This is a genomic window from Shewanella aestuarii, from assembly GCF_011765625.1.
GTDB lineage: Bacteria > Pseudomonadota > Gammaproteobacteria > Enterobacterales > Shewanellaceae > Shewanella > Shewanella aestuarii_A.
In genome coordinates this window covers 2,324,674-2,337,060 of record NZ_CP050313.1, presented here as the reverse complement: position 1 = coordinate 2,337,060, position 12,387 = coordinate 2,324,674, and the positions used below count along the sequence as shown (strand labels likewise).

Annotated in this window: 10 protein-coding genes; 7 read left to right on the top strand and 3 right to left on the bottom strand. The window is 39.2% G+C overall.

Translation table 11 applies throughout. From position 1 onward, the window contains the following. Positions 1 to 97 precede the first annotated feature (97 nt). The gene (locus HBH39_RS10445) at positions 98 to 1,732 is read right to left on the bottom strand and encodes a hypothetical protein (RefSeq protein WP_167678032.1); all 1,635 of its coding nucleotides are present in this window, start codon (positions 1,730 to 1,732) and stop codon (positions 98 to 100) included. 954 nt (positions 1,733 to 2,686) lie between these two features. Here HBH39_RS10445 and HBH39_RS10440 point away from each other — a divergent pair. Both HBH39_RS10440 and HBH39_RS10435 read left to right on the top strand, forming a co-directional pair. Further along, positions 2,687 to 4,336: an amidohydrolase family protein gene (locus HBH39_RS10440; protein ID WP_167678030.1), complete on the top strand. Its 1,650-nt coding sequence runs from the start codon at positions 2,687 to 2,689 to the stop codon at positions 4,334 to 4,336. A 364-nt stretch (positions 4,337 to 4,700) separates the two neighbouring features. Next, a complete protein-coding gene (locus tag HBH39_RS10435) occupies positions 4,701 to 5,600 on the top strand; it encodes a LysR family transcriptional regulator (RefSeq protein ID WP_167678028.1) in 900 nt (299 codons plus the stop codon). 8 nt (positions 5,601 to 5,608) lie between these two features. Here the strand turns inward: HBH39_RS10435 and HBH39_RS10430 are convergent, their stop codons facing one another. Next, complete coding sequence (locus HBH39_RS10430; RefSeq protein WP_167678026.1) at positions 5,609 to 6,493, bottom strand: TIGR01777 family oxidoreductase; 885 nt, start codon at positions 6,491 to 6,493, stop codon at positions 5,609 to 5,611. Between the two features lie 98 nt (positions 6,494 to 6,591). Next, complete coding sequence (folX, locus tag HBH39_RS10425; RefSeq protein WP_167678024.1) at positions 6,592 to 6,972, bottom strand: dihydroneopterin triphosphate 2'-epimerase; 381 nt, start codon at positions 6,970 to 6,972, stop codon at positions 6,592 to 6,594. A gap of 91 nt (positions 6,973 to 7,063) precedes the next feature. Here folX and HBH39_RS10420 point away from each other — a divergent pair, with 91 nt between their 5' ends. From HBH39_RS10420 to napA, 5 genes are all read left to right on the top strand, one after another. After that, positions 7,064 to 8,167 carry an AI-2E family transporter gene (locus HBH39_RS10420; protein WP_167678022.1) on the top strand — a complete coding sequence of 368 codons (1,104 nt, stop codon included), beginning with the start codon at positions 7,064 to 7,066 and terminating at the stop codon, positions 8,165 to 8,167. An 8-nt stretch (positions 8,168 to 8,175) separates the two neighbouring features. Continuing rightward, on the top strand, positions 8,176 to 9,075 hold the full coding sequence (locus tag HBH39_RS10415; protein ID WP_167678019.1) for a class I SAM-dependent methyltransferase: 900 nt from the start codon (positions 8,176 to 8,178) through the stop codon (positions 9,073 to 9,075). 375 nt (positions 9,076 to 9,450) lie between these two features. Continuing rightward, on the top strand, positions 9,451 to 9,609 hold the full coding sequence (locus HBH39_RS10410) for a periplasmic nitrate reductase, NapE protein (RefSeq protein ID WP_167678017.1): 159 nt from the start codon (positions 9,451 to 9,453) through the stop codon (positions 9,607 to 9,609). 26 nt (positions 9,610 to 9,635) lie between these two features. After that, entirely contained in the window at positions 9,636 to 9,893 is a 258-nt protein-coding gene (locus HBH39_RS10405; RefSeq protein ID WP_167678015.1) for a chaperone NapD, read from the top strand. A 2-nt stretch (positions 9,894 to 9,895) separates the two neighbouring features. Continuing rightward, complete coding sequence (gene napA, locus HBH39_RS10400) at positions 9,896 to 12,385, top strand: nitrate reductase catalytic subunit NapA (protein ID WP_167680046.1); 2,490 nt, start codon at positions 9,896 to 9,898, stop codon at positions 12,383 to 12,385. The last annotated feature ends 2 nt before the right edge of the window (positions 12,386 to 12,387 follow it).

Genomic DNA, 12,387 nt, shown 5'->3' with positions numbered 1-12,387 from the left:
GTCATAAAACTTGAGCTTTTTTTATTATGGGTTTAAAAAATCTAACCCAAAATGCTTGATAAACTTCTGATATTTAAGCTGTGATGTATTGCTTAAATTAGAACCTATACCCAAAATTCAGTGTGTATGCGCTGCGGGTTTCACCTTTATTATAAAGAGCACTGATATTGTAGTGTTTGCCTATTTGTTTGTTAAAACCAATAAGATAAGCCCACTGATTTAACTTTACGCCTACATCAAAGGTAAAGTCTCGTTCTAATTCATCAATATAACCTAAATTACCTGTCATGTTAGCTTTAAGGCCTTGATATTCAGCACCTACAAATACTTGGGCGCGATAATCAACGAATTGATAACCAAGCATGGGTTGCGCGGTTATAATACCGTCTCCCCAATCTTGACCACGTAATTTAGTGCTCGAGTAGGTTGCGTTAACCGAGGCGAAAAACTCACGATAGCCTACGGATAATGTTGTACCCACACCCACTACGTCGTAATCAAGTTCTAATGGAATATCAAATTCCGCTGGTGAACAAATAGGCAAGCCCGCTTTTTCTGCTAGCGCACAGGCTAAATCAGCTTTGAATTCAGATCCTAATTTGTCAATGAGTACATTGCGGATATTACCAGTGTAATCAGCAGCTATTGATGCATCAACTTTGATTTTGCCATATATGGCATAGAGGTTCCAAAAGGGCAAAATGTTAACGTCAGCTCGAAAGCTAAGACTATCTGCTGTTACTACGCCAGTTGTTGTTGCAGGGTCAAAAAACTCATCTAGGTTGATCCCCATAATGTCAAAAGATGTAAAAGGTACATCCATATCTTGTCGGCGCATGGCTACCGAGAAACCATATGGGAGTGGTACATCAATACCTTGTCGACGCACTAAATCAGCCATTAATGGTAGTGGTCTATTAATATTCACTTTTTCTTCACGAATACGTGGGTCTGATACCTGAGCTAGTAAGTCCGCATCAATCACTTCAACAGCATTTTGGTTATCATATAATGCAATGGTTTTAACCGTTGTTTTTAGTGTTATCGGTTTACGTTTTTTAGTGCCAGTGACAGTCTCAACTTTTTCCTTAATATAAACTTTACCGTTATCTAAATAATCAAAGTAAGTGATTTGATTAAAATCGGTAACGTTAAGATCATTGTGGACAAAAGGCTGACTGTTAGATATCACCATTTTGATCGCTTTACCCTCTTTTGCCGTTAGTGCAACCTGCATAAAACGGAAGTAGGCAATGTTCTGGGGGAGCTGGTATTTGGAGTAGTTAAAACGTATTTCGACTTCACCATTCGCTTTTTCAGCAACTTTTAAGGTGGATCTGTCCATGCTTTCGGCATATTTTCGAAGTAAATATTCAGTTTTAGTTACTTCTTCAATGCGACTAATAACATCTTCATCTTCATCTAGTTTAGAAGGGTCGTATTTAATTCTTAAATCAATATTCCCCTTTGTATCAGTGCTTTGAACCAAAAATATTTCAGACGTTTTAACTTCACCTTCATATTCAGTTGAACGAAAAGCATGCTCAACAAGATTTTCACCTTGGCTCATAGAGCTCATACCCAGCTTAGGGATATCATCATTTAAACCATATTGCTCAAAAACCTTCACATCTTTGGCAACGCTTTTGAATACCAGCTCTTCATTTTGTTCAGCCATTGCGACATTGCAAACAAGTAAGCTGGCGAGGGTTACACCTAAGGTTTTGATCATTTTACTAACACCTTAAATAAAAATGTATCGGATTTACTTCTGAAAAAATCATATTTTCAGATAGTTAACGAATAAATTTGTCTTGGGATAAATACTATCAAAACTACAAAATATAAGTAACTATTTTCTAACACATTAGATTGAAATAATACAAGATTCAAACGCATCCGCGGAGTTAAAGTTTAACATTTACATGAAAGACCTATTTAGACATTTAGTTTAGTTAAAAATCTTGTTTATATCGAGATTACAAGTATCCATTTTTCTATTACTCGCTTTTAATTAATACTTGATGTAATAGCACTATCGAAAATATGTCGTCAGCATATTATCCTTGTGTCGCTTCAACTGCGATCTCAATCCTGCCATCCAAGGATACCTTGGTATCGAAATTGGGTACTTTACCGTGGTTAAAACTGCCCTATGTAATGGCCAGCGGTAGGATTGTGATTAAGTTTCTAACGTTTTGTATGATATTTTTCTCGGTCAGCCTCTCGTGCATTATGATGAGTTCACTTTGTTACGTTTCATATTTCATATTTCATATTTCATATTTCATATTTCATATTTCATATTTCATATTTCATATTTCATATTTCATATTTCATATTTCATATTTCATATTTCATATTTCATATTTCATATTTCATATTTCATATTTCATATTTCATATTTCATATTTCATATTTCATATTTCATATTTCATATTTCATATTTCATATTTCATATTTCATATTTAATATTTGACTGGCTATAATTTATGCTCTAGAAATCCACAATAAGCAATCGATAAACAGAAGTGAAATTAACGTCATAATCCATAAGTGATTGGGCAAAAATATGATGTTTAACAACCAGCTAGTTATGGTTTTTTAAGGTGTTCTGAAGTTTTACAACGTCAAAAATGTTTTAATTTATTGATTTATTAGCAATATATATTTAAGGGATTTAATTATGAAAATGAAATTTCAAACTAAAATTAAGCTGACCACACTCAGTTTAATGGCAGTGTTAGGGACTGCTTTATCGTTCTCTGCAGTATCAGAAACATACGATGTTGTTATAAACAATGGCAGGGTGATGGACCCTGAAACTAACTTTGACGGCGTACGTAACGTCGGTGTTAAAGATGGCAAAATTGTTGTTATTACAAAGGATGAGATAAAAGGTAAGCAGGTAATTGATGCCAAAAATCATGTTGTTGCCCCAGGCTTTATTGAGGGACATCAGCATGCAACCGATCCATTTAGTCGCAAAGTGAATTTACGTGATGGTTTAACCACCATGATGGATTTTGAATCGGGAGCTGGCGATATCGCTAAATGGTATGCCGATGCGGAAGGAAAAACTCAGAGCAACTACGGAATGGTAGTGCTGGCAACGCTAGCCCGAGTTTCGGTGTTAGATGGGCCTGAAATAGCGGCTTTAGGAAATGATATGGGTGGATTGTTCGCTCATACCGTTGGTGCTGCAGCGGCAAAAGCTCAAAAAGAAGGGCGAAAGCCGGGGTGGTCATCGACATTACCTAACAAAGAGCAAATGACCCAGATTATGAGCTATGTTGACGAAGGGCTTCGTCAAGGTGCTTTAGGTGTAGGGGTCCCGGTCGGTTATATGACAACAGGTGTTACTCAATACGAATTGTATAAATATCAAGAGTTAGCTGCTAAATACGGCCGAGTTACCAATGGACATGTCCGCTTTGCTGGCATTCGTCCGCCCACAGAGGGGCAATTAGGGGTCCAAGAAATGCTAGCTAATGCCATGGTATTAGATGCACCGTTCATGGCTTCACACCTTAATAGTAACATGGATTGGGAATACACTATTCCTATGATAAATGATGCAAGAGAAAAACGAGGTGCCAAGGTATGGGGTGAGGTTTATCCTTATGCGGCGGGCTCAACGATTGCAGCTACTGATATTCTAACCGAGTCAAGTATGGCTCAAATGGGGATCACCTATTCAAATGTTGCAAACTTGGATGGCACTCGCTGGGATAAAGCCATGTATGAGGACGTTCGCAAAAACGACCCAGGCAGAGCGATTGTGATTTATAACAATCCACCTGAAGATATCGCCAAATGGATCGCTCAGCCAGGTGTGGTTATCGTTTCTGATGGTATGGCTATCTTAGATGAAAACCTTGAATACTACCCTTGGGATTCCTCGTATGAGGGCAAGTCTGTTCACCCACGCAGTGCAGGAACTCGTGCCAAAGTGTTGCGTATGGTGCGTGAAGATAAAAATATGTCTTTAATGGAAGCTATTTCAAAGATGAGTTACCTACATGCTAAATATTTTGATGAATTGGCGGGTATCCCTCACTTTAAAACTAAAGGACGTATGCAAGAAGGTATGGACGCGGATATCGTCGTGTTTAATCCTGATACCGTTAGAGATAACTCTACTTATGAACCAGGAAAAGGCGCAATCCCGACTACCGGCATGCCTTATGTGTTGGTTAATGGAGTCGTTGTGGTAAAAGATTCTGTGGTTCAAAAGGTCTTTCCTGGTAAGCCAATTCGCTTTCCTATATTGGAAAAGGGTCGTTTAGATCAAATTGAAATTGAACCAAGAGTCTTTACCCCTAATCAGTCGTAAATTTATTTTTAACTAACTAGGCTTGTTTGCTTTGCTTTTAGTGGTTTACATGGACATTATGTTAAAACCGTGTCTATGTAAGCCTCTTTCCATATGAGAAATGGATTATTTGTGACCAAAAATGAATTGTTCAGCGGATGCACATTCTGTGGCTATTGAATCCTATATATAAGGTATGATCTGTTATACGTTTCCGCCTATGAGATGTATTTTATTTAGCCAACTTATTGGCCCATATTTCTATTTGTGTAGTTTTGTTTCCATCACATATCTGCTCTTCCATAACTTGGTTATTATTCTTACCATTTTTAATAAAATTAAATTATTATTAGCCTGAAATTGCTAATTTTAATGAGGCCTATCAATGATTAATCAGCAATGGTTAACAACATTTATCACTCTGGTGGAAGTGGGTCACTTTACTCAAACAGCAGAAAAGTTGTTTATGACTCAACCTGGGGTCAGCCAGCATATTAAAAAACTAGAGCAGCAAGTGAATAATGCATTAATTAATCGAATTGGTAAGCGCTTTGAGTTGACTGATGCTGGTATTGCTTTATTTGAGTATGCCAAGTTGCAGCAAGCACAACAGCAAGAGTTATTACGAACCATGACCTTAGACGAGCCGTTTGTGGGTGCTTGTCGAATTGGTTGTTCTGGCTCGATGGCCGCATTGTTATACCCGCATTTAATTGCCCTTCAACAACAGCATCAGCAATTGTCGATGCACTTAGAAGCAGGTCCTAATCAGCGAATATTATCGGATTTACAAGCGAACAAAATTGATATTGGTATTTTAACTCATCAAGTGACTGAAGCAGATTGCATGAGTGTAGAGATAGGTAAACAGTCTTTATGTTTAGTATTGCCTAACAAAGTGCGGGGGGAAGCGATTGCTAAGCAAGTAACATTTGATGATTTAGCCAAACTTGGGATGATTAATCACCCTGATGCTAAGCATTATTGGCAGCAAATAACGCAAGCTTTTTTCAATCCATATCAACAACAAGCTGATAAGATTAAGCTTAATGGTTATGTGAATCAGCTCAATCAAATATTATTGCCTGTTGCCAGTGGGTTAGGATTTACTGTTTTACCTGAGTTTGCAGTGCGCAGTTTTTCCCAGCAACAAGATATTCAAATCGGCTATTTAGATAAACAAGCGATTCAATTATTTGAACCGCTTTATTTGGTACATAAACGTTATCGGCCGCTGGCAAGTCGATATGAAAAAATACAACAGTTGATTATAGAGTTAATTTAACTTCAGGCTTAAACCACCGTAATTATCGCATCATCAAGCTTGCTATATTTAAATACAAACCCTTCAGCCAGTGCTTTAGTGGGTAGTACAAATTGCCCTTCAGTCAGAAGCTCTGACATTTCCCCCATGGCAAGGCGCAGCGCTAAGGGGGGCGTGATTATTTTGGCTGGGCGGTTTAATGCTTGAGCTAATGCCATCGAAAAATCGGCGTTACTAACTGGGTTAGGGGCGGTGGCATTGTAGATACCTTTGGCAGATGGGGTATCAAGCATCCATTTAATTAAACCCACTAAATCTTCCATGTGGATCCAGCTCATCCCTTGCTTTCCCTTACCTATTGGGCCGCCTAAACCAAGTTTAAATGGCGGTAACATTTTAGCTAATGCGCCACCTTGCTTACCTAACACAATCCCTATCCGAGGAATACACACTCGGGTCTTATCAGATTGGGCAACTAAGGCGTTGGCTTCCCATTTTTTGCAGATTTGATGGCTAAACTCATCATGAAAACCGCTATTTTCGTCAACGGGTGCCGTACCTTGACGGCCATAATAGCCAATAGCAGACGCGCTGATAAAAGTATGGGGTGGCGTGTTACTTTTCTTGATTAAATTACTTAATTGTTGGGTAATATTCCAACGGCTGTCGCAAATAACTTGTTTTTGTTTTTTGCTCCAGCGCTTGCCAACAATCGGTTCGCCAGCAAGATTGATCACGGCGTCAAAATCATCCAGTGTCACTATATCTTTGATGTTGATATAGCTGTGATTGCTACCTAGTTGTTCAGTGGCACTATTTGGATTACGGGTAACAATGGTTAACTGATGCGCTTTAAGGCTAGCAACAAGCTGCTTTCCTACAAATCCCGTTGCACCTGTAATAAGTATTTTCATTCTGTTTTCCACCATTTTTACTCATTTAGTATCGGTACGTTTTGAATGTGGATAGTGATCAACTTTCTATGCTTGCAGAATCGCCAGTGCAACTTAGGTTAATCGCCTAAAACAGGTTGTTTTTGATAGCACAATTCCATTGATACCGAGTCTGCAAATCGCAGTGCATGGGGCTTATCAATTTCGACGCTAGCAAACTCAACCCAGTCATGCTCGCTGGCTATTGCTAGGGTTTGACTCGTGAGGTTTTCTAATAATGAAAAACGGTTGTTTTCAATTAAGGCAATGATTTTTTTCGTAATAGTGCGATAATTTAACGCATCAGTGATATTCTCGCTGTTACGTGCTTTGTCGGCACAATAATGAATAATTACATTAATAATGACATCTTGCTGATTTTGGATTTCATCTTCCTTAATGCCAATATAAGTGCGTAAACGAAGGTTTTTAATGCGTATAATAGCGGTTTCTGGTTTCATATTGTCTTCTAGTGTTTTCTTTTACTGATTTCAATAACTAAGCTTAACATAAACAATTTAATCATCATGTTGCAATAAGGATTTTTCTTATATGAAAGGAATACATCAATCATCAATGGCAGTTCGTAGCTTTGTGGTGATGGCTTGTGTGGTCATTATTTTAGCCGGCATTAAAACAGCAAGCCCCATTGTTGTCCCTTTTGTGTTATCTGCTTTTTTAGCGGTGATTTGTAATCCTGTCATTACATTAATGTGTCGATACAAGCTGCCTAAATGGTTAGCAATAATACTCTTGATGGGCTTTATTGTGTTGATGAGTCTATGGCTCACCAGTTTAGTGGGCAGCTCTATTAATGAGTTCTCTAAACAAATGCCTGTTTATCGGGCTCAATTGGTCGAACAGTTTGCATGGATATTGGACAAACTACAGCAGTTTAATATTCATATTTCTCGTCAAAAAGTGCTGGAGTATTTCGACCCAGGTATGGCGTTAAGTATGACCACCAACATGTTATCTGGTGTAGGTAATGTGATGGCTAATTTGTTTTTAATCATACTAACCATTGTATTTATGCTGCTGGAATCCAATGATTTATCGAAGAAAGCGCATTTAGCATTAGATGATCCTGAGATGCGATTAAAGCAGATTGATCGCTTTTTGCAGTCAGTTAATCAATACATGATGATTAAAACACTGGTGAGTATAGCGACAGCGATAATCGTTGGTATTGGTTTAAGTATTATTGGCGTTGACTATGCGCTGCTGTGGGCGGTTATCGCATTTTTGTTTAATTATATTCCTAATATTGGCTCCATTATTGCTGCTATTCCTGCGGTACTGTTAGCCTTTGTGCAATTTGGTCCGGCGGCGGCGGGGGTAACTGCTGGGCTCTATTTAGGTACCAATATGGTGATGGGCAATGTTATTGAGCCTAAATTTATGGGGCGTGGCTTAGGGCTTTCAACGCTGGTGGTCTTTTTATCATTAATATTCTGGGGCTGGTTATTAGGCTCTGTAGGCATGTTATTATCGGTTCCGTTAACTATGGTGGTAAAAATAGGCCTTGAGTCGAGTCAGTCAGGTATGTGGTTAGCGATACTGCTTGCAGATAATGTTGATGACAAATTATCGGATTCCAGCATGGAAAATCATAAACAAGATGACACTGAACAAATAAGCGAACAAGAGAAGTAAACCATTTTATGTCTGGATTAATTAACGCACTTGAACATTTTACATTTAATAATCAAGTGCAGCGTGTGTTTCATGGCCGTGGTGGCCTTTTTGCTGGGGAAGAACATCTTTGTTTAGATTGGTATCCTCCAGTGATATTGCTGACGAGCTTTAAAACCTTAGATGAAGCACAACAACAGGTGTTGTTTAGTCAAATTGCTGATACTTATAGCCACAGTGACGAGTTGTGCTTAGTGTTTCAGCAGCGTCAAGCAGGGCAAACGGTAACGAGTGTGGTTTGTGGTCAGGTGCCAGATAATCATGTGGTTATAGAAGATGAAGCTAAATTTGCCGTGCATTTACTACGAGGTCAAAACCATGGTTTATTTTTGGATATGGCTAATGGACGTAAGTGGGTAAAGCAGCATGCCAAACACAAAAAAGTACTTAATCTGTTTGCCTATACCTGTGGTTTCTCCGTTGCCGCGATTCAAGGTGGCGCCGATGAAGTGGTGAATATGGATATGAGCAAAGGGGCGTTAAGTATTGGCAAACAAAATCATTTGTTGAACAACTTACCTAATGGCGCTCGCTACCTTGGTCACGATATTTTTAAATCTTGGGGGAAACTAACCAAATTAGGCCCGTATGATTTGATTATTGCGGATCCACCAAGCAACCAAAAAGGCAGCTTTGTAGCGACTAAAGATTATGAAAGGTTACTCAAACGTTTACCGAGTTTACTGGCTGATAGCGGCGAAGTGTTACTTTGTTTAAATGCGCCTGAATTAGATTGTGATTTTTTAATGGATCAAGTTGCAACTACAGCCCCTTCGCTTCAGTTTATTGAGCGAATAGCTAACCCTTCGGTTTTTGCAGATATCGATGAGCAAAAATCATTAAAAGTGCTGCGTTATAAGCAAATGTAAATATTTCAGCTACTTGGGTTTCAATCATTTTAACAGCGGAGGCAAAACAGGCCTCCGCAATTGTTTTTGCCTCTAAACACCCAATTTCGCTATTTTATGCTTAATATCAGCAATCATGTTGCTTAAATGTTAAAGTTAATTATGCTTAAACTAGCTGATTTGGCCTTTTTGATGCGAGGCATCTTCCCTTATCCAGCCATTAAATAACCACTATTTAGTTGGTTAAATAGTTTGATCTAGATCAATTAAACAATTGTTTACCAATTTGTGAGTATATAGTTTACAAATTATTTAACGCTATGATCAGAATCAACCGAATTGATGACTAAACCTGAGTTATCAACATCGTATTTCGTGTATCCCTTGGGAGGCTCCATGAGTCAAGATACTAAAAGTGAGAAAAGTCTTGAATTGAAAATTTTCATTTTTTTGACTGTTTTTCTTGCACCAATTTTATCTGTACTGCTGGTCAGTGCTTTAGGTTTTGGAATTTGGTTTAGTCAAATTTTAACCGGCCCGCCGGGAGTGGGTTAACAAAATAATAACAAACGAGTGTAGTGATGAACAAAGAAATTCATGTAACCAGTTTAATTGTGCAAGTTCAGCCGGACAAAATGGCTGAAGTAAGACAGAAGATTATGGAAATCGAAAATGCTGAGCTATCAGTAAACAACGATATTAAGCTTGTTGTTGTCATTGAAGGTCCAAGCCAGAAGTCATTGATGGATGATATTTCGATTATAAACGCAATGCCGGGTGTTTTATCGGCCACAATGGTTTATCACCAGAGTGAAGAGCTTGAAGAGAGCGAAAAATGAAAATGAATAGACGCGACTTTATGAAGGCCAATGCAGCAATGGCAGCGGCAAGTGTTGCTGGTTTAGCTTTGCCTGCAACAGCAAGTAATTTGATCACCAGTTCAGAACAAACAAAATTAGAATGGAACAAGGCACCTTGTCGTTTTTGTGGTACAGGTTGCTCAGTAATTGTCGCAACCCGCGATGGTAAAGTGGTGGCGACACATGGCGATGCTAAGTCTGAAGTAAACAAAGGCTTAAATTGTATTAAAGGTTATTTCCTTTCAAAAATTATGTACGGACGAGACCGTATTCAAACGCCAATGTTGCGTATGACTAATGGCAAGTATGATAAACATGGTGAGTTTACCCCAATCAGCTGGGATCAAGCATTTGATACCATGGCAGAAAAATGGAAAGCGACTATAAAAGAAAAAGGTCCGACAGCCGTTGGTATGTTTGGTTCTGGCCAGTGGACGGTATTTGAAGGTTATGCCGCTGTTAAACTGATGAAAGCCGGATTTGGTTCAAACAATATTGATCCTAACGCGCGTCACTGTATGGCGTCGGCTGTTGTTGGCTTTATGCGTACCTTTGGTATGGATGAACCAATGGGCTGTTACGATGATATGGAAGCCGCTGACGCCTTTGTATTATGGGGCTCAAACATGGCTGAAATGCATCCTATTTTGTGGACTCGTGTGACAGACCGTCGTTTAAGTGCACCTCATGTCAAAGTTGCCGTATTATCAACATTTGAGCATCGTTCATTTGATCTAGCTGATTTACCGATTGTATTTACGCCTCAAACTGACCTTGCCATCTTAAACTTCATTGCTAACTACATTATTCAAAACGATAAAGTAAACAAAGACTTTGTTAGTAAGCACGTGAACTTCCGTAAAGGTCAAACTGATATCGGATATGGCCTACGCCCAACTCATCCATTAGAGCAGCAAGCTAAAAATGCCGCCACAGCGGGGGATTCAACGCCAATTGACTTTGAACAATTCAAAAAGTTTGTTGCTGACTACGATGTCAAATCTGTCAGTAAGTTATCAGGTGTATCAGAGGATAAGCTGATTGAATTAGCTGAACTCTATGCTGATCCAAATAAGAAAGTTACCTCGTTCTGGACCATGGGTTTCAACCAACATACTCGTGGTGTGTGGTGTAACAACCTAATTTATAATATCCATTTATTAGTAGGTAAAATTTCAACTCCAGGTAACAGCCCGTTTTCGTTAACCGGTCAGCCTTCAGCATGCGGTACAGCACGTGAAGTGGGTACTTTCTCGCATCGCTTACCCGCAGACATGGTTGTAACAAATCCAGAACATAGAGCAACGGCTGAAAAAATTTGGAAAATTCCGAGTGGGATTATTCCACCAAAGCCGGGTTATCACGCAGTAGAACAAAATCGTCGTTTAAAAGATGGTGATTTAAACTGTTATTGGGTGCAAGTAAATAACAATATGCAAGCAGCGCCCAACATGAATGAAGAGGGTTTGCCGGGTTATCGTAACCCTAAAAACTTTATCGTTGTTTCAGATGCCTATCCAACTGTGACCACTCAGGCCGCTGACTTAATTTTACCTGCCGCAATGTGGGTAGAGAAAGAAGGGGCATATGGTAACGCAGAGCGTCGTACTCAATTTTGGCATCAGTTAGTTAAAGCGCCGGGCGAGTCAAAGTCAGATATGTGGCAGTTAATGGAGTTTTCAAAACGTTTTACCACTGATGAAGTTTGGCCTGCTGAAGTGTTAAAAGCCAACCCTGAGTACAAAGGGAAAACCTTATATCAAGTGTTATATCAAAACGGTAATGTTGATAAATTCCCATTGACTGATTCAGATCCAGCTTATTTGAATGATGATGGTAAACATTTTGGTTTCTATGTCCAAAAAGGTTTATTCGAAGAATATGCAACCTTTGGCCGTGGACATGCTCATGACTTAGCAGACTTTGATGTTTACCACAAAGAGCACGGTTTACGTTGGCCTGTCGTGAACGGTGTTGAAACTAAATGGCGTTACCGTGAAGGTTCTGACCCTTATGTCAAGCCGGGTAAGGGTTTTGAATTTTATGGTAAACCAGATGGTAAAGCGGTTATTTTTGCCCTGCCTTATGAGGCACCTGCAGAATCGCCAGATGACGAGTTTGATATTTGGTTATCAACAGGTCGTGTTTTAGAGCATTGGCATTCAGGTTCGATGACTCAGCGTGTACCTGAGCTTTATAAAGCATTTCCAGATGCTGTGTGTTTTATGCATCCAGATGATGCTAAAAAGCGTGGGTTACGTCGTGGTGATGAGGTGAAAGTTATTTCTCGTCGTGGTGAAATCAAAACGCGTGTTGAAACACGTGGCCGTAATAAGCCGCCAGTAGGATTGGTTTTCGTACCTTGGTTTGATGCTAGTCAGCTCATTAATAAAGTGACGTTAGATGCGACAGATCCCTTGTCGAAGCAAACAGACTTTAAAAAATGCGCGGTTAAGATTGTAAAGGCCTAAGG